Source organism: Mesorhizobium sp. BR1-1-15, from assembly GCF_020165475.1.
In the GTDB taxonomy this organism is placed as follows: domain Bacteria; phylum Pseudomonadota; class Alphaproteobacteria; order Rhizobiales; family Rhizobiaceae; genus Mesorhizobium.
This window is the reverse complement of the sequence record NZ_JAIUIF010000004.1, coordinates 95,507-115,745: the sequence shown is the minus strand read 5'-3', so window position 1 is coordinate 115,745 and position 20,239 is coordinate 95,507. Positions and strand designations below refer to the sequence as shown.

At 62.4% G+C, this 20,239-nt stretch carries 22 protein-coding genes and 1 riboswitch; of the genes, 12 read left to right on the top strand and 10 right to left on the bottom strand.

What is annotated here, in order from left to right:
• Nucleotides 1-24: 24 nt before the first annotated feature.
• Entirely contained in the window at nucleotides 25-543 is a 519-nt protein-coding gene (locus LB541_RS09120) for a GcrA family cell cycle regulator (RefSeq protein WP_140496642.1), read from the bottom strand.
• A gap of 355 nt (nucleotides 544-898) precedes the next feature.
• Here LB541_RS09120 and LB541_RS09115 point away from each other — a divergent pair, with 355 nt between their 5' ends.
• From LB541_RS09115 to LB541_RS09105, 3 genes are all read left to right on the top strand, one after another.
• A complete protein-coding gene (locus LB541_RS09115; protein WP_140523959.1) occupies nucleotides 899-2,098 on the top strand; it encodes an aspartate aminotransferase family protein in 1,200 nt (399 codons plus the stop codon).
• A gap of 15 nt (nucleotides 2,099-2,113) precedes the next feature.
• Complete coding sequence (gene argF, locus LB541_RS09110; RefSeq protein ID WP_140550033.1) at nucleotides 2,114-3,025, top strand: ornithine carbamoyltransferase; 912 nt, start codon at nucleotides 2,114-2,116, stop codon at nucleotides 3,023-3,025.
• A gap of 123 nt (nucleotides 3,026-3,148) precedes the next feature.
• Nucleotides 3,149-4,180: an Hsp33 family molecular chaperone gene (locus LB541_RS09105; protein WP_140513251.1), complete on the top strand. Its 1,032-nt coding sequence runs from the start codon at nucleotides 3,149-3,151 to the stop codon at nucleotides 4,178-4,180.
• A gap of 134 nt (nucleotides 4,181-4,314) precedes the next feature.
• Here the strand turns inward: LB541_RS09105 and apaG are convergent, their stop codons facing one another.
• Complete coding sequence (gene apaG / locus LB541_RS09100) at nucleotides 4,315-4,707, bottom strand: Co2+/Mg2+ efflux protein ApaG (protein ID WP_140496634.1); 393 nt, start codon at nucleotides 4,705-4,707, stop codon at nucleotides 4,315-4,317.
• Between the two features lie 231 nt (nucleotides 4,708-4,938).
• On the opposite strand from apaG, the gene LB541_RS09095 reads away from it, so the two are divergent.
• From LB541_RS09095 to LB541_RS09085, 3 genes are all read left to right on the top strand, one after another.
• Nucleotides 4,939-6,090 (top strand): ceramide glucosyltransferase, encoded by a 1,152-nt coding sequence (locus tag LB541_RS09095; RefSeq protein WP_140557635.1) that lies wholly within the window; start codon nucleotides 4,939-4,941, stop codon nucleotides 6,088-6,090.
• A gap of 160 nt (nucleotides 6,091-6,250) precedes the next feature.
• Nucleotides 6,251-6,466 (top strand): BrnT family toxin, encoded by a 216-nt coding sequence (locus LB541_RS09090; RefSeq protein WP_140496630.1) that lies wholly within the window; start codon nucleotides 6,251-6,253, stop codon nucleotides 6,464-6,466.
• Nucleotides 6,450-6,776 carry a BrnA antitoxin family protein gene (locus LB541_RS09085; protein WP_140496628.1) on the top strand — a complete coding sequence of 109 codons (327 nt, stop codon included), beginning with the start codon at nucleotides 6,450-6,452 and terminating at the stop codon, nucleotides 6,774-6,776. Before LB541_RS09090 ends, LB541_RS09085 begins: the two co-directional genes overlap by 17 nt.
• Before the next feature lie 21 nt (nucleotides 6,777-6,797).
• On the opposite strand, the gene LB541_RS09080 is transcribed toward LB541_RS09085, so the two are convergent.
• Nucleotides 6,798-7,985 carry an O-succinylhomoserine sulfhydrylase gene (locus LB541_RS09080; RefSeq protein WP_140513257.1) on the bottom strand — a complete coding sequence of 396 codons (1,188 nt, stop codon included), beginning with the start codon at nucleotides 7,983-7,985 and terminating at the stop codon, nucleotides 6,798-6,800.
• Nucleotides 7,986-8,042: 57 nt separating this feature from the next.
• A riboswitch (SAM riboswitch) is annotated at nucleotides 8,043-8,120 on the bottom strand.
• A 77-nt stretch (nucleotides 8,121-8,197) separates the two neighbouring features.
• On the opposite strand from LB541_RS09080, the gene LB541_RS09075 reads away from it, so the two are divergent.
• Both LB541_RS09075 and LB541_RS09070 read left to right on the top strand, forming a co-directional pair.
• The gene (locus tag LB541_RS09075) at nucleotides 8,198-9,292 is read left to right on the top strand and encodes a 2'-deoxycytidine 5'-triphosphate deaminase (RefSeq protein ID WP_140496624.1); all 1,095 of its coding nucleotides are present in this window, start codon (nucleotides 8,198-8,200) and stop codon (nucleotides 9,290-9,292) included.
• Between the two features lie 98 nt (nucleotides 9,293-9,390).
• Nucleotides 9,391-10,164: an ABC transporter substrate-binding protein gene (locus tag LB541_RS09070; RefSeq protein WP_224618211.1), complete on the top strand. Its 774-nt coding sequence runs from the start codon at nucleotides 9,391-9,393 to the stop codon at nucleotides 10,162-10,164.
• A 48-nt stretch (nucleotides 10,165-10,212) separates the two neighbouring features.
• Here the strand turns inward: LB541_RS09070 and araD1 are convergent, their stop codons facing one another.
• The 4 genes from araD1 to chvE all read right to left on the bottom strand — a co-directional run bounded on the left by araD1 (nucleotide 10,213) and on the right by chvE (nucleotide 15,397).
• Nucleotides 10,213-11,205: an AraD1 family protein gene (gene araD1, locus LB541_RS09065; protein ID WP_140496620.1), complete on the bottom strand. Its 993-nt coding sequence runs from the start codon at nucleotides 11,203-11,205 to the stop codon at nucleotides 10,213-10,215.
• Nucleotides 11,206-11,406: 201 nt separating this feature from the next.
• Nucleotides 11,407-12,699 (bottom strand): multiple monosaccharide ABC transporter permease, encoded by a 1,293-nt coding sequence (gene mmsB, locus LB541_RS09060; protein WP_140496616.1) that lies wholly within the window; start codon nucleotides 12,697-12,699, stop codon nucleotides 11,407-11,409.
• Nucleotides 12,696-14,228 carry a multiple monosaccharide ABC transporter ATP-binding protein gene (gene mmsA, locus LB541_RS09055; RefSeq protein WP_140496613.1) on the bottom strand — a complete coding sequence of 511 codons (1,533 nt, stop codon included), beginning with the start codon at nucleotides 14,226-14,228 and terminating at the stop codon, nucleotides 12,696-12,698. The genes mmsB and mmsA overlap by 4 nt, the downstream gene beginning before the upstream one ends.
• Before the next feature lie 98 nt (nucleotides 14,229-14,326).
• Complete coding sequence (gene chvE / locus LB541_RS09050) at nucleotides 14,327-15,397, bottom strand: multiple monosaccharide ABC transporter substrate-binding protein (protein ID WP_140496611.1); 1,071 nt, start codon at nucleotides 15,395-15,397, stop codon at nucleotides 14,327-14,329.
• Between the two features lie 288 nt (nucleotides 15,398-15,685).
• Here chvE and LB541_RS09045 point away from each other — a divergent pair, with 288 nt between their 5' ends.
• Entirely contained in the window at nucleotides 15,686-16,675 is a 990-nt protein-coding gene (locus LB541_RS09045) for a LysR family transcriptional regulator (protein WP_140496609.1), read from the top strand.
• On the opposite strand, the gene LB541_RS09040 is transcribed toward LB541_RS09045, so the two are convergent.
• The 3 genes from LB541_RS09040 to LB541_RS09030 all read right to left on the bottom strand — a co-directional run bounded on the left by LB541_RS09040 (nucleotide 16,653) and on the right by LB541_RS09030 (nucleotide 18,934).
• A complete protein-coding gene (locus tag LB541_RS09040; protein WP_140624801.1) occupies nucleotides 16,653-17,018 on the bottom strand; it encodes a hypothetical protein in 366 nt (121 codons plus the stop codon). The genes LB541_RS09045 and LB541_RS09040 overlap by 23 nt on opposite strands.
• 412 nt (nucleotides 17,019-17,430) lie before the next feature.
• Nucleotides 17,431-18,297 carry a nucleotidyl transferase AbiEii/AbiGii toxin family protein gene (locus tag LB541_RS09035; protein ID WP_224618210.1) on the bottom strand — a complete coding sequence of 289 codons (867 nt, stop codon included), beginning with the start codon at nucleotides 18,295-18,297 and terminating at the stop codon, nucleotides 17,431-17,433.
• Nucleotides 18,290-18,934, bottom strand: a complete 645-nt coding sequence (locus LB541_RS09030; RefSeq protein ID WP_224618209.1) for a type IV toxin-antitoxin system AbiEi family antitoxin domain-containing protein — start codon at nucleotides 18,932-18,934, stop codon at nucleotides 18,290-18,292. The genes LB541_RS09035 and LB541_RS09030 overlap by 8 nt, the downstream gene beginning before the upstream one ends.
• Nucleotides 18,935-19,102: 168 nt before the next feature.
• On the opposite strand from LB541_RS09030, the gene LB541_RS09025 reads away from it, so the two are divergent.
• From LB541_RS09025 to LB541_RS09015, 3 genes are all read left to right on the top strand, one after another.
• Entirely contained in the window at nucleotides 19,103-19,513 is a 411-nt protein-coding gene (locus LB541_RS09025; RefSeq protein WP_224618208.1) for a helix-turn-helix domain-containing protein, read from the top strand.
• Entirely contained in the window at nucleotides 19,510-19,689 is a 180-nt protein-coding gene (locus LB541_RS09020; RefSeq protein WP_224618207.1) for a hypothetical protein, read from the top strand. The genes LB541_RS09025 and LB541_RS09020 overlap by 4 nt, the downstream gene beginning before the upstream one ends.
• 92 nt (nucleotides 19,690-19,781) lie before the next feature.
• The gene (locus LB541_RS09015; protein WP_224618206.1) at nucleotides 19,782-20,135 is read left to right on the top strand and encodes a DUF2293 domain-containing protein; all 354 of its coding nucleotides are present in this window, start codon (nucleotides 19,782-19,784) and stop codon (nucleotides 20,133-20,135) included.
• Nucleotides 20,136-20,239 lie beyond the last annotated feature (104 nt).

Genomic DNA, 20,239 nt, shown 5'->3' with positions numbered 1-20,239 from the left:
CTACTGCCCTACTGCCTTAGTCCCTTATCTATTCCGCCGCCGCTCCGCTGCCGGCTGGAACGCCACGCGGGCATGGTATTTACAATAGGGTCCGGTTTCGGCGGCTTCGTTGCCGCAGAAATTGAAGTCCTCCGACAGCGGATCGCCGTTCGGCCATTTGCAGGTGCGCTCGGTGAGTTCGGTGAGCTGGAGATGCCGCGAGATCGGCACCACCACATTCTCGACCGGCCGGATATAGTGGCGGGCCACCGGCTCGGCATCGAACTGCGCTTGCAGCGCCGTTGCTCCGATCGATGTCGTGACGTGGCGGGTCGCACTCGCGGGGCGCGACACCGATTTCTGCGCGCCCGACCCTTGCGCCGTCTTCTTCTGGCGTGCCGGCGCTGCCGTGGCGCGCCCGCGGCCCGACAATTTCAGCCGGTGCACCTTGCCGATGACGGCATTGCGGCTGACCCCTCCAAGCTGGGCAGCAATCTGGCTTGCGCTCAGACCCTCCGACCACAGTTTTCTCAAGAGTTCGACCCGCTCGTCAGTCCAATTCATGACCGCGCTCCTGCTAAGCGTACGGCAATCGGAATCCATTCCCGGCCCAGCACCACTGCTGGGGCAGACACCACATATATCTGGTGATTAGGTCCGCCGCACGAAATCTAGTTATTTCCCGACTACAACTACCTTATGCGCTGACTCGGTGACAAGAGTCCGAAGTGCAACACGAATCGGTTTTTTCGGTTTTCCCCAACTTGCCAGCTCACTTATGAGCCGGCGTCCCGTCGGGAGGCTTGCCGCGCGCCACTACGCGACGTTTTCGTTGACTTCATGGCTGAAAAACCCGATAAGCCGCAAAGGCCGCCGCTTTGGCGGCTTTTTTGATTTTCCGGTTCCGGAGACGCATATAATGAGCGGTTCGGCGCTTTTCGAGACCTTTGCTCGCGCACCCCTGGCCTTCGATCACGGGGAAGGCACTTGGCTGGTTACCGACAAGGGCGAGCGATATCTCGACTTTGCCGGCGGCATAGCCGTCAATTCGCTGGGCCACGGCCATCCGCATCTGGTCGCGGCGCTCACCGAGCAGGCTGCCAAACTCTGGCACGTCTCCAATCTCTACGAGATCCCGGGGCAGAGCCGGCTCGGCGAGCGGCTGGCCGACGCCACCTTCGCAGACAAGGTGTTCTTCACCAATTCTGGCGCCGAGGCGCTGGAATGCGCGATAAAGACGGCGCGGCGCTACCATTTCGTCAAGGGGCATCCCGAGCGCTTCCGCGTCATCACTTTCGAAGGCGCCTTCCATGGCCGCACGCTGGCGACCATCGCGGCCGGCGGCCAGTACAAATATCTCGAAGGTTTCGGCCCGAAGGTCGAGGGTTTCGACCAGGTCGGCTTCGACGATATCGACGCCGCCGAAAAGGCGATCACGCCGGAGACCGCGGCGATCCTGATCGAACCGGTGCAGGGCGAGGGCGGTATCCGCCCGGTGCCGACACAATCGCTGAAGCGGCTGCGGCAGCTCTGCGACCAGCACGGCCTGCTGTTGATCTACGATGAGGTCCAGTGCGGCATCGGCCGCACCGGCAAGCTGTTCGCGCATGAATGGTCGGGGGTCGCTCCAGACATCATGGCCATCGCCAAAGGCATTGGCGGTGGCTTCCCGATGGGCGCCTGCCTTGCCACCGACGAGGCGGCTGTCGGCATGACCGCGGGCGTCCACGGCACTACGTTCGGCGGCAACCCGCTGGCCATGGCGGTCGGCAATGCCGTGCTCGACGTGGTGCTGGAGGAGGGCTTCCTGGCGGATGTGCAGCGCAAGGCGCTGTTGTTGAAGCAAGGGCTGGCAGGGGTGGCCGACGAATTCCCCGAGGTCATCGAGGACATCAGGGGCACGGGGCTGATGCTGGGCCTCAAATGCGCCATGCCCAACGGCAAGGTGAACATGGCGCTGCGCGACCAGCATCTGCTCGCGGTTCCGGCCGGCGACAACGTCATTCGCCTGCTGCCGCCGCTCACCGTCACGGACAGCGAGATCCATGAAGCGCTGGAGCGCATTCGCGCCGGCGCCAAGGCCCTGTCCGAGGCCATCGCCGCTGAAGCCGCGAAGTAAATTCGAAAGCTCCTGATGTCACTTCGTCATTTCACCGACCTCTCCGCCGTTTCCGAAGGCGACCTGCGCTCCATGCTGACCGACGCAGTGGAGCGCAAGGCGCGCCTCAAGGCGGGCGAGCGCTCGAAACCGCTCGAAGGCAAGGTGCTGGCGATGATCTTCGACAAGCCGTCGACGCGCACGCGCGTCTCCTTCGATGTCGGCATGCGTCAGCTTGGCGGCGAGACCATCATGCTGACCGGCACCGAGATGCAGCTCGGCCGCTCCGAGACCATCGCCGACACCGCCAAGGTTCTGTCGCGCTATGTCGACGCCATCATGATCCGCACCACCTCGCATGAGCGGCTGCTGGAACTGACCGAGAATGCGACCATCCCGGTGATCAACGGGCTCACCGACGATACCCATCCTTGCCAGCTGATGGCCGACATCATGACCTTCGAGGAGCATCGCGGTCCGGTCGCCGGCAAGACCATCGCCTGGACCGGCGACGGCAACAACGTGCTGCATTCGCTGCTGGAAGCCTCGGCGCGGTTCCGCTTCAACCTCAACGTCGCGGTGCCCGAAGGCAGCGAGCCGGCGCAGAAGCATGTCGACTGGTCAAAGGCGCATGGCGGCAAGCTCTCCTTTACCCGCTCGCCAGAGGAAGCCGTCGACCAGGCCGACTGCGTCGTCACCGACTGCTGGGTGTCGATGGGCCAGGAGCACCGTGCCCGCGGCCACAATGTGTTTTCGCCCTACCAGGTCAACGCCAAGCTGATGGCCAAGGCAAAGCCCGACGCGCTGTTCATGCACTGCCTACCGGCGCATCGCGGCGAGGAAGTGACCGACGAGGTCATCGACGGTCCACATTCGGTGGTCTTCGACGAGGCCGAGAACCGGCTCCACGCCCAGAAGGCCGTGCTTGCCTGGTGTCTTGGGGCCTGAAGTGGACTTGAAGTGTCTTGGCGCTTGACGTGCCGGGGAACTTGATCTCCGGAGGCGCGATGCCTATCTGCGCGGCATCACGCAAATCAAGCGCGTTTAGACGCATGCTCCCCAAAGGGCGGCATGGCCGCGCCCTGGAGCTTTGTCATGCTGGAAACCCATCAAGTGGCTGAACATCACCCCAAACTCGGCGAATTCGGTTACGCCGGCGATGATCACGTCGTGCCCTTCGAGGTCGGCCCGCTCGATGTGCGCGGCCGCACCGTGCAGCTTGGACCGATGCTCGACGCGATCCTTGGCCGCCATGATTATCCCGAGCCGGTCGCCCGGTTGCTGGCGGAAGCCTGTGTGCTGACGGTGCTGCTAGGCACCTCGCTCAAGTTCGAGGGCAAGTTCATCCTGCAGACCCGCACCGACGGCCCTGTCGACATGCTGGTCGCGGATTTTTCCACGCCCTCGGCGCTGCGCGCCTATGCGCGCTTCGATGCCGACCGGCTGGAGGCGCTGATTGCGGCCGGCGAGACCTCGCAGCAAACGCTGCTCGGCAATGGTGTGCTGGCGCTGACCATCGACCAAGGTGCTCACACGCAGCGCTACCAAGGCATCGTCCAGCTCGACGGCGAGACCCTGGAAGAGGCCGCGCGCACCTATTTCCGCCAGTCGGAGCAGATCCCGACCGATCTCCGGCTTTCCGTCGCCAAGCTTTTGACGCCCGGCCCCGGCGGCGCGCGCGAGCAGTGGCGGGCAGGCGGCATCCTGGCGCAGTTCCTGCCGCAGGCCTCCGAGCGCATGCGCGTTCCTGACCTGCCCGGCGGGGATGGCGATCCGCGCGAGGAGATCCACGATCCCACAGACAATTCCTGGCAGGAATTGCTGGCGCTGCTCGGCACCATCGAGCCGACCGAACTGATCGATCCGACCATCGGCGCAGAGCGGCTGCTCTATCGTCTGTTCCACGAGCATGGCGTGCGCGTCTTCGGCGGCGTTCCCGTCGCCGATCAGTGCTCATGCTCCCGCGACAAGATCCGCGGCATCCTCGAGGGCTTCTCCGCGCAGGAGATCAAGGACAGCACCGAGGACGGTGGGATCCACGTCGCCTGCGAGTTCTGCTCGACGCAATATGACTTCGACCCGGCGGAATTTACGACCCAGTAGGGTTCCACCTTCTCTCCGTTCTACGGGGAGAAGGTGCCCGAAGGGCGGACGAGGGGCGGCGCTGCCCCTCATTGTCCTGCCGGACATTTCTCGCCGTATAGGACGGGGCGACGCTGTCGCCGATTTCGCCTGGTCTAATTCACCGTCCGCCTTGTCCCCGGCAGGTCGAGTGAGAAGGCGGGGATGGCGATGTCGAATGTCTCGCCCCGCTCGTTGCGCATGGTGTAGTGGCCGACCATGATCCCCGACGGGGTCGAGAGCGGACAGCCCGACGTGTATTGATAGCTGTCGCCGGGATTGAGTTCGGGCTGATCGCCGACCACGCCGGCGCCTCGCACTTCCTCGACCCGGCCGGCGCCGTCGGTTATGTGCCAATAGCGCGACAACAGCTGCACGAATTCGTCGGACTGGTTGTCGATCGTTATCTGGTAGCCCCAGACATAGCGGTTTTCCGAAGGATCCGAGCGGTCCTCGAGATAGAACGGCCTGACCTGCACTTCGATGTTGCGCGTGACGGCGCGGTACATGAGCGGCTCCAAAACAAATCCGGTGTGGAACATTCGGCGCTCTTTGCGGTTCGATCAACCGTGCGCGTCCGAGTTGCTGTCCCTGAAGGGCAGGTGCCGACAAACAATGTCATTTGAGTGACACATGACAGTGATGGTGTGCACCAGCAATGCCGGGCGACTCGGGCGCTCTGTCGAACTGTCGAAAACGGCCGCCAAGCGGGCCGGTTTTTCTGGAGTGACCGGATATCGATGGAACTCGCTCTCATAACCGGCTCGCTTTCGATCGCTCTCATCGCCTCAAATCTCGCCAGCATCCTGCTCGCCTGCTCGCGCCTGAAACGGCGCGCCGCCATCGCGCCGCCGGCCGGCAAGCCGCTGCCTGTGTCGATCGTCATCCCGGCGCGCGGCGTCGAGCCGTTTACCCATGAGACGCTTGAGCGCGCTTTCTCGCTCGACTGGCCGCGCTACGAACTGATCTTTTGTGTCGCCCATGCCGACGACCCCGCGGTCAAGCCGATCCGCGCCGCGATCGCCCGCTTTCCAGCCGTGCCGGCCCGCCTGCTCACCGGCGACGACCGCGTCAGCGCCAACCCGAAACTGAACAACTGCGTCAAGGGCTGGGAGGCAGCGCGCCACGACTGGGTCATTCTCGCCGATTCCAACGTGCTGATGCCGAAAGACTACGTCCAGCACCTGATGGCGGCATGGCGGCGGGACACCGGCCTGGTTTGCTCGACGCCGATCGGTTCGCGGCCCGACGGCTTCTGGGCAGAAGTCGAATGCGCTTTCCTCAACACGCTGCAGGCGCGCTGGCAATATGCCGGCGAGGCGCTTGGCCTCGGCTTTGCCCAGGGCAAGAGCATGTTGTGGAACAAGCAGATGCTCGACGCCAATGGTGGCATCCGTGCGCTCGCCGCCGAGATCGCGGAGGATGCCGCGTCGACCAAACTGGTCAACAGGCTCGGCCTGCGCGTCAATCTCGTCGCTTCGCCCTTCGAGCAGCCGCTCGGGCAGCGCATGCCGGGCGAGATCTGGTCGCGCCAGGCCCGCTGGGCGCGCCTGCGCCGCGTCACCTTTCCGCTCTTCTTCGCGCCCGAGATCCTGACCGGCGTGGCGGCTCCGCTCGTGCTGGCGCTGATCGCCGCGGCCAGCGCCGGCGTCAGCCTGCCCATGACAGCGCTTTGCGTGCTGGCGCTCGCCTACCTGCCGGAATGCATGCTCGCCTCGGCAAAGGGCTGGTATCTGTCGCCGCGCATCGTCACCGCGATGATCGCACGCGACCTGATGTTGCCGGCGATCTGGATGCGCGGTTGGCTGGGCGGGGCCGTCGACTGGCGCGGCAACGCCATGACCATCGGCACCAAGGCGGCCGAGCTCGAAGAGACGCCCTCCCGCGCTTGATGTCGGCGGTTCAGCTTGATGTCGAGGAAGGTTATCGTATATACAAAAATTGTTGAACTTGGCTCTATTTTTGTGTATACAATAACCTATGGAGCGCCCCGACGGCGATGCTGTTCGAGTGGGATGAAACAAGGCAAAGACAAACAGGGCCAAGCATGGCGTGGATTTCGCGATCGCTCCGTCCTTCGATTTCGCCAATGCCGTTATCCGGCTCGATGACAGCGAGGATTTTGGCGAGGATCGTCTTGTTGCCATCGGTCTGATCGAGGCTGGCGTTTATGTGATGGTCTATGTCGAGCGAAGCCATGCGATCCGCGTAATTTCGCTACGCAAGGCAACGAGACAGGAGATTACGGACTATGTCGAAAACCTCTAAGACGATCGTGCGCCGCGAGGCTACTCCCCCAAAGCAGTCGCGCGCTGATGCTTTGGGGCTCGCCAGAAAGGCGCTTGGCGCGAGGACCGACGAGGAAGATGCTGCGATCACTGCCGCCGCCGAGGCCGATCCGGATGCGCAGCCGACCGATGCCGCTTCGCGCCGCAAAGTTGGCCGACCGCCGCTTGCGCGACCCAAACGTGCGGTACAGTTGCGCCTCGACGCCGATGTTGTCGACCGTTTCAGGGCCGGTGGTGATGGCTGGCAGACGCGCATGAACGAAGCGTTGCGCAAAGCGGCAGGCCTGTAATCCTCGGTCTGCCACCAGTCCTCATCGGGCCTTCAACGCCTGCGCGATGTCGTCCAGCAAATCGTCGGTATCTTCCAACCCGACCGACAGCCTGAGCGTGCCGGGTCCGATGCCGAGCTCGGCGCGCGCTTCGTCGCTGAGGTTCTTGTGCGTCGTCGTCGCCGGATGGGTGATCAGGCTTTTGGCGTCACCGAGATTGTTCGAGATCAGGACGATGTCGAGCGCGTTCTGCAAGGCGAAGGCACCCTGCTTGCCGCCCTTGACGTCAAAGCAGATCAGGGTGGAACCGCCCGACATCTGCTTCTTCACGACGTCAGCCTGCGGATGGTCGGCGCGCCCGGGATAGATCACGCGGGCGATCTCCGGCTGCTCGGCCAGGAAATCGGCGATCTTGCCGGCGCTCTCCGTCTGCTGGCGCACGCGCAGCGGCAGCGTTTCCAGGCCCTTCAGCAGCGTCCAGGCATTGAACGGTGACAGGCTGGGGCCGGTATGGCGGAAATAATCGTGCAGGTTCTCGTCGATCCACTTCTTGTCCGACAGAATGACGCCGCCGAGACATCGGCCCTGGCCATCGATGTGCTTGGTCGCCGAATAGACCACGATATGCGCGCCGAGCTGCAACGGCTTCTGCTGCAGCGGCGTGGCGAAGACATTGTCCACGACCAGCCGCGCGCCGATCGAATTGGCAAGCGAAGCGACGGCGGCGATGTCCACCACCTCAAGCGTCGGGTTGGTCGGGCTTTCCAGGAAAAACAGCTTGGTGTTGGGCCGAACCGCCTTTTCCCAATTGGCGATGTCGGTGCCGTCGACCAGCGTCGCCTCGATGCCGTAGCGCGGCGCCAGCGTCTCGACCACCCAGCGGCAGGAGCCGAACAGGGCGCGCGCCGCAACGATATGATCGCCGGCCTTGACGCTGCACAGGAGGGCTGCCGTCACCGCCGCCATGCCGGACGCGGTGGCGCGCGCGTCCTCGGCGCCTTCGAGCGCGCACATGCGCTTCTCGAACATGTCGACGGTCGGATTGGCGTAGCGCGAATAGATGAAGCCCGGTTCCTCGCCCTTGAAGCGGGCTTCGGCGGCTTGGGCCGTCTCATAGACATAGCCTTGGGTCAGGTATATCGCCTCGGAAGTCTCGCCGAAGCCGGAACGCAGGGTTCCGCCATGCACGAGTGCGGTCTGAGGCTTCCAGTTGCGCGTCTTGCTCGTCATCGTCCTATCCAAACACAAAAAAACCGGCCGCGAAAAAGTCGCAACCGGTCCATGCGGCCTTGCGGCCCGACGGTCCTTTAGCGACTTGTTTAACGTGGCTGCAAGCCGACCGGCCAAATCACCACGGGATAACGACCCTTTAGACCCGCGCCACGCTTGCGTCAATTGCCGGCTTCATTAAGAGATTTGTACCAGCAGAGCGGAGCCAGACTTTGCGGCAGACAGGAATTCTTCCCGATCAGGACATTGCGGCGCTGTTCCAGTCCGGCGCGCTGAAGTCGTCGCGTGCGCTCGACGCCGACCAGATCCAGCCGGCCAGCCTTGATCTGAGGCTCGGCGACAAGGCGTGGCGGGTGCGCGCGTCCTTCCTGCCGGGTCCCAACCACAAGGTCAGTGAAAAACTCGACCGGCTGAAGCTGCACGAGATCAGCCTGGCCGACGGCGCCGTTCTGGAAACCGGCTGCGTCTACATCGTGCCCCTGCTCGAAAGCCTGGCGCTGCCGGCGGAAATTTCGGCGTCCGCCAATCCCAAGAGCTCGACCGGGCGGCTCGATATCTTCACCCGCGTGATGACCGATCGCGGCCACGAGTTCGACAAGATCGCCGCCGGCTATCATGGTCCGCTCTATCTCGAAGTCAGCCCACGCACCTTCCCGATCGTCGTGCGCGCCGGCTCGCGCCTTTCGCAGATACGCTTCCGCACCGGCAATGCGCTGCTCTCGGAAGCAGAGTTGCATCAATTGCACCGGGCCGAAATGCTGGTCGCCACCGAACCGCCGAACATCTCCGGCGGCGGCATCGCATTGTCGATCGATCTCAACGGCGACAGTGACGGGCTGGTCGGCTATCGCGGCAAACACCATACCGGCCTCGTCGATGTCGACAAACGCGCGGCGCAGGAGATCGTCGACTTCTGGGAGCCGATCCACAAGAGCGGCGCCGGCGAGCTGGTGCTCGATCCGGACGAGTTCTACATCCTCGTCAGCCAGGAAGCGGTGCATGTGCCGCCGCTCTACGCGGCCGAAATGACGCCCTTCGATCCGCTGGTGGGCGAGTTCCGTGTCCACTATGCCGGCTTCTTCGATCCGGGTTTCGGCCATTCGGCGGCCGGCGGCACCGGCAGCCGCGCCGTGCTCGAAGTGCGCAGCCATGAGGTGCCGTTCATCCTCGATCATGGCCAGATCGTCGGCCGGCTGGTCTACGAGCATATGCTGAAGCGGCCGCAGGCGCTTTACGGCACCGAGCTCGGCTCGAACTACCAGGCGCAGGGCCTGAAGCTGTCCAAGCACTTTCGCGCCGCGCCCTGAACGCTCATCACCGTCAGGCAAGATACTTGCCTGCGCCGGCTCGCCATGCTTGGCTGCCTCGCCGGCCGCCGACGTGGCGGCGCTCAAGGGGAATGAAAATGCAGATTTCGAAATGGATAATATCGGCGGCGGCCGCCGCCATGCTGACGCTTGGTGCCGGCGCCCTGTCGGCGCATGCGGCGGAGAAAATCAAGATCGGCACCGAGGGAGCCTATCCGCCGTTCAACACCATCACGCCCGACGGCAAGGTCGAGGGCTTCGACATCGACATCGCCAACGCCTTGTGCGCGCAGATGAAGGTCGAATGCGAGGTCGTCACCCAGGACTGGGACGGCATTATCCCGGCGCTGCAGGCCAAGAAGTTCGACGCCATCATCGCTTCGATGAGCATCACCGAGGAGCGCAAGAAGCAGGTCGCGTTCACCCACAAATATTATACGACGCCGCTGTCGCTCGTCGCCCTGAAGGACAGCGACATCGCCTCGACCGAACCGGCGGCACTCACCGGCAAGACGGTCGGCGCCCAGGCGGCGACCACGCAGGCCAATTACGCCCAGGACGTCTATGGCAAGGCCGGCGCCGAAGCGAAGCTCTATCCGACCCAGGAAGAGGCAATCACCGATCTCCAGAACGGCCGCCTCGACGCCGTCCTTTCCGACAAGTTCGTGCTGATGGACTGGATGAAGAAGGCGAGCGACGGTTGCTGCAAGATGGTCGGTGACGTCAAGGGCACCGAGACCGAAGCCGGCATTGCCGTGCGTCTCGAGGATACGGCGCTGCGCGACAAGCTCAACGCAGCCATTGACGCCATCGTCGCCGACGGCACCTACAAGAAGATCCAGGACAAGTATTTCGACTTCGATATTTATTGAGATGGAAGCTGCCGATCTCCTCCCACCAGGGAGGAGATCACGCTCATCTCACAGCGCCTTCACCGCCACCTTCACCGGCTGTTCGATTTCGAGCGGATTGCGCAGCGGCAGGCCGAAATCGCCGGCCTCGATCTCGAACACGTCGCCGGCCTCGGTCTTGATGCCGTCGGCGAAGGACAGGGTCGCGGTGCCGAACATGTGCACATGCACGTCGCCCGGCTGGCGGAAAGCCGAATATTTGAAATGGTGGTGTTCGAGATTGGCGATGGTGTGCGACATGTTCGCTTCGCCCGACAGGAACGGCTTTTCCCACATCAACTTGCTGTCGCGCCAGATGCGTGAGGAGCCCCTGATGTCGGCGGGCAGGTCGCCGACCAGGATCTCCGGTCCGAAGGAAGCGTTGCGCAGCTTGGAATGGGCGAGAAAGAGGTAGTTCACGCGTTCGGTCACATGATCGGAAAATTCGTTGGACAGCGTGAAGCCGACCCGGAACGGCGCGCCGTCGTCGCCGATGACATAGATGCCGGCAACCTCGGGCTCCTCGCCGGCATCCTTGGCGAAGGCCGGCGACAGGAGCGCGGCACCCGGCGCCACGGCCATCGTGCCATTGCCCTTGTAGAACCATTCCGGCTGCACCCCGATCTGGCCTTTCGCGGGTTTGCCGCCTTCCAGCCCCATGCGGAACATCTTCATGGAATCGGTGAGCTGCTCCTCGCCGTCGGTGCTGAGCTTCTTGTGCATGGAATCGCGCGTCGCCGCCGAGCCGAGATGCGTTAGCCCCGTGCCGGTCAGATGCAGATGCGCCGGATCGGGATGATTGATCGGCGACAGCAGCCGCCCCTTCTTGTAGGCGGCGTCGAGATCGACGGTCTCGCCGAGCCCCTTGCGTTCGATCAACGCGGCAAGGCCGACGCCGGTACGAGCGGCTTCCATCGCCAGCGAATAGACGCTGCGTGCGCCGTTGATGATCCGGGTCTTGCCGCCTGTGCGGGCAACGACACGGATGGTCTCGGCGTCGTCGAGAATCTGCGAGATCAGCATGATCAGTCCTCTCTCATATGTCTTGGCATGGCTGCCTTCTGGCAAACCCTGACCTGCGCGGCTCGGACTGGCCGTGCCACGGGTTGAACTCTTCGTCCGGATTGCGCTCGCGAGCCCGGTCCCTGAAGGACTTCTTCAAGCCGGCGAATTGCCGGCAGCGCCGCGACCGTATGCCTCCTGCTTGCCTCGCCTGAAACCTGTTCAGGCCTTGTTCTTGTTGTAGACGTCGAAGATCACGGCGCCGAGCAGCACCAGGCCCTTGACCACTTGCTGCCAGTCGACATTGACGCCCATGATCGACATGCCGTTGTTCATCACGCCCATGATAAAGCCGCCGACCACCGCGCCGATGACCTGACCGACGCCGCCCATCGCCGAGGCGCCGCCGATGAACACCGCGGCGATGACGTCGAGCTCGCTGCCGAGGCCTGCCGCCGGCACGGCCTGGCCGAGACGCGCCGCGATGATCAGGCCGCCAAGCGCCGACAGCACGCCCATATTGACGAACACGTAAAGCGTCAGCCGCTCGGTCTTGATGCCCGACAGCTGCGCGGCCTTGGCATTGCCGCCCATCGCATAGATGCGGCGGCCGATCGTCATGCGCTTGGTGACGAAGACGAACAGTGAGATCAGCAAGCCCATGACGAGCAGCACCACCGGCAGGCCCCGATAGCTGGCGAACTGGTAGACCAGGAACAGCGCCAGCGCGCTGCCGACCAGCGTCTTGATGACGAACAGGGTAAACGGCTCGGCCTCATAGCCGTGGCGTTCGCGTTTGCGTCGCGTCCGCAGCCCGAAATAGGCATAGGCCAGCACGGCGATCAGGCCCAGCACGATCGTCGTCATGTGCAGCGTCAGGCCGCTGCCCATAATCGTCTTGCCGGCTGCATTCACCGTTGGCGGGATCAGCGTCAGCGGTCCGATGACATCTGGAATGAAGCCGGAGCTGAGTGCCTTGAACTCGGGCGGCAGCGGCCCGACCGAAGATCCGCCGCCGAGCAGCGCCTGGCAGATGCCGCGGAAGATCAGCATGCCGGCCAGCGTCACGATGAAGCTCGGTATTCGGTGATAGGCGATCCAGTAGCCTTGCGCCGCGCCGATGAGGCCGCCCACGATCAGGCAGACGATGGAGACCACCAGCGGGTTGCTGAATATGCCGAGAGGCCAGATCACCATCATCATCGCCGCCAGCGCGCCGATGAAGCCGGCCACGGACCCCACGCTGAGGTCGATATGACCCGATACGATGACCAGCAGCATGCCGAGCGCCATCACGATGATGAAGGAGTTCTGCTGCACCAGATTGCTCAGGTTCACCGGCTTGAACAGCGTTCCCGAGGTGGTGAACTGGAAGAACACCATGATGGCGATCAGCGCCAGGATCAGGCCGTATTCGCGCAGGTTCGTCGCCAGCGCCGATACGGCGATGCGTGGACGCTGCCCTACATCTTCGGCGACGTTGCTTTGCGGGGCGGGGGCGCTTTCCGTGCTCATGCTGCTTTTCCTTCTCCCCGAACGATGGCGCGCATTATTCTTTCTTGGCTTGCGTCCGCCGCGGGCATTTCGCCGACGATGCGGCCTTCGTTCATGACATAGATGCGGTCGGTGATGCCGAGCAGTTCTGGCATTTCCGACGAGATGACCACGATCGCCTTACCTTCGGCCGCAAGGCGCGCGATGATCGTATAGATTTCATATTTGGCGCCGACATCGATGCCGCGCGTCGGCTCGTCCAGGATCAGCACTTCCGGGTCGGCGAACAGCCATTTCGACAGCACCACCTTCTGCTGGTTACCGCCGGAAAGATTGCCGGTCATCTGATAGACGCTGGAGGCGCGGATGTTGGTCTGCTTGCGATAGTCGTTGGCGACGGCAAGCTCGCGCAAATCGTCGATCACGCTGTGGCGCGACACGCCGCCGAGATTGGCCAGCGTAATGTTGTGCTTGATATGGTCGATGAGATTGAGGCCGTAGGTCTTGCGATCCTCGGTCACATAGGCAATGCCGTGTTCGACCGCCCTGCTCACAGAGGAGACGTCGATCGGCTTGCCCTTGAGCAGCACCTCGCCGGTGATGCGGCGCCCATAGGAGCGGCCGAACAGGCTCATGGCGAATTCGGTTCGCCCGGCGCCCATCAGCCCGGCAATGCCGACCACCTCGCCCTTGCGCACATTGATGTCGATGCCCTTGATCACCTGCCGCTCGGCATGGAGCGGGTGATAGACCGACCAGTTCTTCACCTCGAACACGACCTCGCCGATATCGGGCTCGCGCGGCGGATAGCGGTCGTCGAGCGAACGGCCGACCATCGAGGTGATGATGCGGTCTTCCGAGATGTCCTTCCTGGACAGCGTCTCGATGGTTCGTCCGTCGCGGATGACGGTCACCTTGTCGGCGACCCGGTTCACCTCGTTGAGCTTGTGCGAGATCAGGATCGAGGTCATGCCTTGTCGCTTGAATTCGAGCAGAAGGTCGAGCAGCGCCTGGCTGTCCTTTTCGCTGAGCGACGCCGTCGGCTCGTCGAGGATCAGGAGCTTGACCTCCTTGCTCAGCGCCTTGGCGATTTCGACCAGCTGCTGCTTGCCGACACCGATATTGGTGATCAGCGTCTTGGGGTCCTCCTTGAGGCCCACCTTCTTCAGCAGGGCGCTGGTGCGCGCCTCGTTGGCATTCCAGTCGATGACGCCGTATCGGGCGTGTTCGTTGCCGAGGAAGATGTTTTCGGCGATCGACAGCATCGGCACCAGCGCAAGCTCCTGGTGGATGATGACGATGCCCTTGCGTTCGCTGTCATGAATGCCTTTGAACTGGCATTCCTGGCCCTGAAAGATGATCTGGCCGTCATAGGTGCCGGAGGGATAGACGCCCGACAGCACCTTCATGAGCGTCGATTTGCCGGCGCCGTTCTCGCCGACCACGGCGTGGATCTCGCCTTCCTCGACCCGAAGGTTGACGTTCGACAGCGCCTTGACGCCGGGAAACGTCTTGGTGATGTCCTGCATCTCCAAAATCGTCGAGGCCATGGGTAAAGTGCTCCTGCGAGACCCGCAACAATACCGGGGTCGCTGGTGAACGAAAAGGGGCCCTGCGTTGCGCAGGACCCCTGGCTATACAACCGAATTTACTTCAGTTCGTCGGCCTTGATGTAGCCGGAGTCGACGACCAGGGCCTGGTAGTTCGACTTGTCGACCTCATGCGGCGTCAGCAGGATCGAGGGAACGACCTTGACGTCGTTGTTGTAGGTCTTGGTGTCGAGGCCTTCCGGCTTGCCGCCCGAGAGCACCTTGTCGACGAGCTCGACGGTGGCCTTGGCCAGTTCGCGGGTGTCCTTGAACACGGTCGAGTACTGCTCGCCCGAGATGATCAGCTTGACCGAGGCGGTCTCGGCGTCCTGGCCGGTCACGATCGGCCACGGCTGGGCCTCCGTGCCGTAACCGACAGCGCGCAGCGAGGCGGTGATGCCGCGCGACAGGCCATCATAGGGCGACAGAACGCCATCGACGCGGCTGCCGTCCGAATAGTTGGCTGACAGCAGATTGTCCATGCGCGCCTGGGCGGTGGCGGCGAGCCAGCGCAGCGTGCCGACCTTATCCATGCCGGTCTGGCCGGACTTGATCTTGATCGAACCGTCATCGATCAGCGGCTGCAGGACGGAAATCGCGCCGTTGTAGAAGAAGAAGGCGTTGTTGTCGTCGGGTGAGCCGCCGAACAGTTCGACGTTCCACGGCTTGGTATTCGGGAAGCGCTCCTTGAGGCCCTTGACCAGCGAATTCGCCTGGATCACGCCGACGCCGAAATTGTCGAACGTGGTGTAGTAGTCGACATTGGGCGTCTTCTTGATCAGGCGGTCATAGGCGACGACGACGACGCCGGCATCAGCGGCCTTCTGCAGCGCATCCGACAGGGTGGTGCCGTCGATCGAGGCGATGATCAGCGCCTTCGGACCCTTGGTGATTTCGTTTTCCAGCTGGCTGAGCTGGTTGGGGATGTCGTCCTGCGCATATTGCAGGTCGACCGTATAGCCCAAAGCCTCGAGCTGGGACTTGACGGCATCGCCGTCGTTGATCCAGCGCTGCGAGGTCTTGGTGGGCATCAGCACGCCGACGAGACCCTTGTCGGCGGCGTGCGCCGAATAGGTCATGGCAGCGATGCCAAGGGCCGCGACGGCGGCCAGCGTCTTGATGATCTTCACAATTACTCTCCCTGGTTGATGGACGCGACACCTCGGGGCTTCGCGGGCCGCGCAGGCGAGCAGGAGCGCAAGCGCCGCTGTCGTCTATCGATCTCCGGTATCCTCCCAATCGGCCCTGGGACTGATTTCAATCGACACGATTTCCTCGTCATCGACTGGCACGCCCCAGGACGCGCGAAGGGTGTGTCCCTTTGCCATAACTGTCAAATGCGATCTTTGATGATTGCTATACCGAAACTGGTATACGTTGACGCTAAACTCAAGGGCATTGGGAGCGAAGGGAAATCAATGGCAACGTTGCGCAATCCTGGCGGGATTTCAGAAGGTTACGAGGTGCTCCCCGGTGACGGCGAGACCCTGCTGCGCAGCGGCCTCAGCCTGCGCCATATGCGCATGATCGTTGCACTGGACGATCACGGCCGGGTCAGTTCCGCCGCCCAGGTCATGAATATCTCACAGCCGGCGGCCTCGCGCATGATCGCCGAGATGGAAGCCGTGCTGGACGTCACGCTCTGCGAAAGGCTGCCGCGCGGCGTCACCTTGACGCCCTATGGCAAGGCGCTCGCCAGGCGCGCGCGCTCCATCCTCTTGGAGATGCGCGAGGTCGATCGCGAGATCTCCGAACTCAAGGCGGGCAAGGGCGGCTCGGTGTTCCTTGGTGCGGTGACGGCGCCCGCGATCGAGCTCGCGGTGCCGGCGATCCGCGAAATCCGCCGCATCTACCCGCGCATCGAGATCACCATGCAGGTCGAGACCTCCAACGTGCTGGCGCGCGAGTTGATCGCGTCGCGCCATGACTTCATCATCGCGCGCATCCCCGACGATCTCAACCCGCGGCTGTTCGAGTCCCGTGTGATCGGCGTCGAGAAAGCCTGCCTGATCGTGCGCCGGGGCCATCCGCTGACCGAGGGCAAGGCGGTGCGGTTGGAGGAGACCGCGGCCTATGACTGGGTTTTCCAGTCCGGCGGCTCGCCGCTGCGCCAGGCCATGGAGAGCAATTTCCTGAACCGCAACATCGCGCTGCCGGACCGCATCCTCAACACCAGTTCGCTGCTCCTGACCCTGGTCATGGTCGCGCACTCCGACGCCATCGCGCCGGTCTCGATCCAGGTGGCGAAATTCATCCAGAATCCCGAAGGGCTGGCCGGCGCCATCGATGTCGTCCAGACCGAATTCGACATCGAGGTCCGGCCCTACAGCCTGATCACAGTGAAGAACCGCGCCCTGTCGCCGGCGGCAAAGATGCTGCATGACTTCATCCTGCGCGAAGTGGGATGACCGGAACAAAAACCAGGTAAGTGCGTTCAAAGGCCAATCGGCGTTCGCGCCGGAGCTCGTTTTGAGCCGGGGAACGATGCGCCGATGATAAACAACTCGGGAGATTTTGATGGAACGTCGGTTGTTTCTTACTGGAATGCTTGGCGTCGCGGGGGCCGTTGCTTTTGCAGGCCTGGCCAGGCCCGGCACAGCAGTTGCCGGGGTCCCGAACGGCAACGGAATCCTTGACGAGCTCGACAAGGACGACCTCGACAGGGCTGATGCGGCCGTCTTCGAAGGAGACGATCAAGCCGAGGTGGAGCAGATCTCGCATCGCCGGTGGCATCGCCGGCACCGTCGTCATGGGCGCCGCCGCGCCTGGCGCAGGGTCTGCCGCAGCTATTGGCGCCGCGGCCGCCGCCATGTCCGCTGCTGGCGCAGGCGCGTCTGGGTTAGTGTTTGGCTCTAAAACGATACCGGGAAAACGGCTGGAGCGGTTTTCCCGGAATTGCGCGAGAAACCGGTAGTTGGAGCGGCTTGGTAAGGGCTCAAACCCTTGCTGCGCAGACTGGAGCGGGTAGCGGGAATCGAACCCGCGCGTTCAGCTTGGGAAGCTGGGTGTGATGCTTATATTCCAGTGGCTTAGCTGTAAAACAGGTCGATTTTCGACCAGAAATTATCTAATGAAATCAATGGCGCTGTAAAACGGTTGAGGGCCGTCCTTGCGCTCGCCGACATCGCCAAGTTGCAGCCGACAGGTTCGCTGTCAGGTCGCTTTAACCCGATAGCCGTGCCCTCGCCGCATGAGGCATCAGGAATTCGGCAGCCTCGGCGATTATCCGTGCAAGCGGTGGCACTTCCTCCTCCAGGCTTCGGGCAAAGGCTGACCATTGCTGCTGCTTGGCTGGATCCGATGCGAAGCTCTCGGTGAGAGCATCTGGAATATCGACCGGGATTGTCGTCCTGCGCCGTTCGAATGTAGCTGCAATCGCTCGGGCCAGGCGGTCATCTTCAAAGCGATGTGTCTTCGCCAGCAGCCATATGTCGTAGAAATCCTTCATGCGGCTGTTGGCCCGCCCCAGCAGCACCATGGCCTGGAATTTCTCCGCTATCACCGTCTCGCGCGAATAGGCGCGAAGATGTGGAGCCGGGTTGTCGAGCAGAACGGGATAGTCGAGTTCCTCGAGGCCGGGTTCAGTTGCATCGCCAAATCCGATATCGATCGACACACGCACGGTCGCACCACCAATGACGGCATTGGTGCGCAGGCGCAGGCCTCCATACTCCAGTTCCTCGCGTATGCGGTCGACGATCAGGCCCTTGCCGTCGAACACGACGCCATCGTTGGCGTCGATCGCACAGAGCTCGGCAAAGATCTCGACCATGCCTTCGGCCTCGGGATCTCCATATCCCAGCAGATCCAGGTCACGCGTGGGCCGAAACGGCACGTCGAACCAGGTCGTCATCAGCATCGCACCCTTCAGGACGAAGCGGTCGCGAAAGCGGCTGGTTCCGAGACGGTAGAGAAGGCGCTCGATCGCATAGCGCGTCAGAATGAGATCGAATGTCTGTCCACGCCCCTTGGCGATGACAAGAAGCCTGGCGCGCACGGAGGCGCCCATGTTGACGATGGTCTTAGCCATTGGCCGTAAGGGCTTCGAGATAGGGTTGCACGACTTTCCAGACGCCGGCGTCCTCGGCGTAGGAGGCGATCTCCGAAGGACGCGCCTTGCCGCCGCGTAGCGCCTCTCGCAGGCCTTCAATCGCAAGATTGAGGCCGGTGCTTTGCTGGAAGCGTCTTCCTTCAGATCGGCGGTAGCGGAAGAGATCGACAACCGTTTTGGCGGGGCTGTAGATGCGAACCGTGACGCCCTCTATGGCATGCTCCTCGATTCCAGCATCCAGTGTCTTGGCTCCGAAGCGGACGAACTGGATTGGCGGGCTCTCGATCTTCGGACGTCGGTCCGTCGATCCGATCGCCATCCAGATACGTGATGGGATGGTGTCGGTCAGTTCGTGGAAGGCAAGGGCGGACACCAGGCAAATGATGCCCCGAGGGATGCGCTTGGCCGCTTCCGCCAGCGAGTGATTGGCATCGAGCTCGGCATCGGGAAGTTGATAGAGGCCGCGGCCGAGCTGAAGGAGTTCACCTCGCTTCTCCATCCGGGCTATCGTGGCGGAGGTGATCCCTGCCGCGATGAATTCGGATAGACGTGCGATACCCCGCTCGCGAAGGAGAGAGATTGCGCGTTCCTGATGTGTCTGGTCGCCTGCCGACATGCACATTAATTGATACAAAACGTTGTATATGTCAAGGATATATCTAACGTTTTGTATCGCCCGGATTGTGCCAAAATCCCCTGCGCTGATCCCACGAAGTCCCCAACAGGCCGTCGCTATAAAGAAAATAGCAGCACATCAAAGCTGTGATTTCAGAGGAAGACGACGATGAACAACCGTCCGGGGAAGCCCTACGCGGGCACTAGGCTCGTGAAATATCTCGAGAAGCGCATCCTGGAGCTTAGGCCCAAGAAGACTCAGATCGCGATCGCCGGCGAGGCAGGGTTCGTCAATGCGAACATGCTCGCGATGATCAAATCCGGAACGGCGAAGCTGCCGCTCGACAGGGTCGCCGCTCTGGCGAAGGCCCTCGAGTGCGATCCAGTGATGCTCTTTATGCTGGCGATCGAACAGCTCGGTGGCGACACCACTGATCTTGCCGTCAGGCAGATCTTCGGGACGCTGGTCAGCGAGAACGAGGTCGCCTGGCTCGAAGAAATCCGCCGGGCATCGGATCAATCCAATCCGAGCCTCACCTCGAAGGCGCGATCAACCATTCGTGGGATCTTCGGCAAATGAGCGGCCAGCAGGACTTCTCTGTCGAAGGCTGGCGCCAGGCGGCCCGCGGTCGTGACCGCGAGATCACGCCCAACGAGCGTTTCTGGCTCGAGGTGATCAGGCTCGCTTCCTGGGATGCGGATCCGGTGCCTACGCTCGAAAAGGTGCAGAAGCTAAGGCAGATATTCCAGACCTAGCTCAAATCTCCACCCGTAAACGTGGCTTTCTCCGATCAGCGTGCCGCCGGTGCTTCCGCTGATCTGGGCAACGAATTTATGGTTCATTGATAATGTCAGCTGACAAACACCCGAAACAGAATTCCTCCCACACTTTTTCCTTCGACGATGTGATGCGGCACATGCGCATCCATCACCCAGGTTGTCCGAAGAAGACCTGTCTCACGATAGCCGCTCGGGTGAGCGCCAAGGATTGGAAAGGCCTAAAACTGGGCGCAGCGGTCGGTATCGAATTGCAGAAACATATTCGCCATTCTTTGACTGACTACGACGAACTGCTCCGATCCAAAATGATGACACGCGACGAAGCGCGGGCTTTCATCGCGCCGCATGTCGAGGAGATTCTTCGGGCTTGGCGGAAGCCAAGGGTGAAACTTCGCTTGGCACCGCCCAAAGCAGACACATAGCTTTCTGGGCCGACAGACCTAAGATGGAAAGGTATAGCTGGACCGAGTTTTGTAAGTCAATTGAAAGCCTTAAGGGCTTCCCAGGTCAGTGTAGTCGTGAATAG

Bases quoted from the DNA above. Each gene is read 5' to 3' on its own strand.
- LB541_RS09120 (WP_140496642.1), bottom strand. From the start codon at position 543: ATGAATTGGACTGACGAGCGGGTCGAACTCTTGAGAAAACTGTGGTCG.
- LB541_RS09115 (WP_140523959.1), top strand. From the start codon at position 899: ATGAGCGGTTCGGCGCTTTTCGAGACCTTTGCTCGCGCACCCCTGGCC.
- argF (WP_140550033.1), top strand. From the start codon at position 2,114: ATGTCACTTCGTCATTTCACCGACCTCTCCGCCGTTTCCGAAGGCGAC.
- LB541_RS09105 (WP_140513251.1), top strand. From the start codon at position 3,149: ATGGCCGCGCCCTGGAGCTTTGTCATGCTGGAAACCCATCAAGTGGCT.
- apaG (WP_140496634.1), bottom strand. From the start codon at position 4,707: ATGTACCGCGCCGTCACGCGCAACATCGAAGTGCAGGTCAGGCCGTTC.
- LB541_RS09095 (WP_140557635.1), top strand. From the start codon at position 4,939: ATGGAACTCGCTCTCATAACCGGCTCGCTTTCGATCGCTCTCATCGCC.
- LB541_RS09085 (WP_140496628.1), top strand. From the start codon at position 6,450: ATGTCGAAAACCTCTAAGACGATCGTGCGCCGCGAGGCTACTCCCCCA.
- LB541_RS09080 (WP_140513257.1), bottom strand. From the start codon at position 7,985: ATGACGAGCAAGACGCGCAACTGGAAGCCTCAGACCGCACTCGTGCAT.
- LB541_RS09070 (WP_224618211.1), top strand. From the start codon at position 9,391: ATGCAGATTTCGAAATGGATAATATCGGCGGCGGCCGCCGCCATGCTG.
- araD1 (WP_140496620.1), bottom strand. From the start codon at position 11,205: ATGCTGATCTCGCAGATTCTCGACGACGCCGAGACCATCCGTGTCGTT.
- mmsB (WP_140496616.1), bottom strand. From the start codon at position 12,699: ATGAGCACGGAAAGCGCCCCCGCCCCGCAAAGCAACGTCGCCGAAGAT.
- mmsA (WP_140496613.1), bottom strand. From the start codon at position 14,228: ATGGCCTCGACGATTTTGGAGATGCAGGACATCACCAAGACGTTTCCC.
- LB541_RS09045 (WP_140496609.1), top strand. From the start codon at position 15,686: ATGGCAACGTTGCGCAATCCTGGCGGGATTTCAGAAGGTTACGAGGTG.
- LB541_RS09040 (WP_140624801.1), bottom strand. From the start codon at position 17,018: ATGACGACGGTGCCGGCGATGCCACCGGCGATGCGAGATCTGCTCCAC.
- LB541_RS09035 (WP_224618210.1), bottom strand. From the start codon at position 18,297: ATGGCTAAGACCATCGTCAACATGGGCGCCTCCGTGCGCGCCAGGCTT.
- LB541_RS09030 (WP_224618209.1), bottom strand. From the start codon at position 18,934: ATGTCGGCAGGCGACCAGACACATCAGGAACGCGCAATCTCTCTCCTT.
- LB541_RS09025 (WP_224618208.1), top strand. From the start codon at position 19,103: ATGAACAACCGTCCGGGGAAGCCCTACGCGGGCACTAGGCTCGTGAAA.
- LB541_RS09020 (WP_224618207.1), top strand. From the start codon at position 19,510: ATGAGCGGCCAGCAGGACTTCTCTGTCGAAGGCTGGCGCCAGGCGGCC.
- LB541_RS09015 (WP_224618206.1), top strand. From the start codon at position 19,782: ATGTCAGCTGACAAACACCCGAAACAGAATTCCTCCCACACTTTTTCC.